The sequence below is a fragment of the Bradyrhizobium algeriense genome (assembly GCF_003062295.1).
In the GTDB taxonomy this organism is placed as follows: domain Bacteria; phylum Pseudomonadota; class Alphaproteobacteria; order Rhizobiales; family Xanthobacteraceae; genus Bradyrhizobium; species Bradyrhizobium algeriense.
The window spans coordinates 1-253 of record NZ_PYCN01000323.1 but is presented as its reverse complement, the minus strand read 5'-3'; the positions used below and the strand labels follow the sequence as shown (position 1 = coordinate 253).

At 53.0% G+C, this 253-nt stretch carries 1 protein-coding gene; it reads left to right on the top strand.

Features of this window, described 5'->3' with window-relative positions; genetic code table 11:
* Positions 1–80: 80 nt before the first annotated feature.
* Positions 81–253 (top strand): transposase (locus C7G61_RS43680; protein ID WP_476727220.1); only part of this gene is annotated, 173 nt, incomplete at its 3' end.

Genomic DNA, 253 nt, shown 5'->3' with positions numbered 1-253 from the left:
GATTTTGTTGAAAAACTCGGCTGTTGAAGCCGAAGGAGATCGCTGATTCATTTCCCCTTAGTGGGTGGAGATTTGAATCGATGATGGGTCCTCGGCAGGTCGACCAGGCGGCACTGTTTTACGAGTTCTCACTTGAGCGACATGTTCCGGCCGGCCACTTGCTGAGGTCGATCGATCGCTTTGTCGATTTGTCAGAGGTTCGGAGCCATCTGGCGCCATTTTATAGCTCGACCGGCCGACCTTCGATTGATCC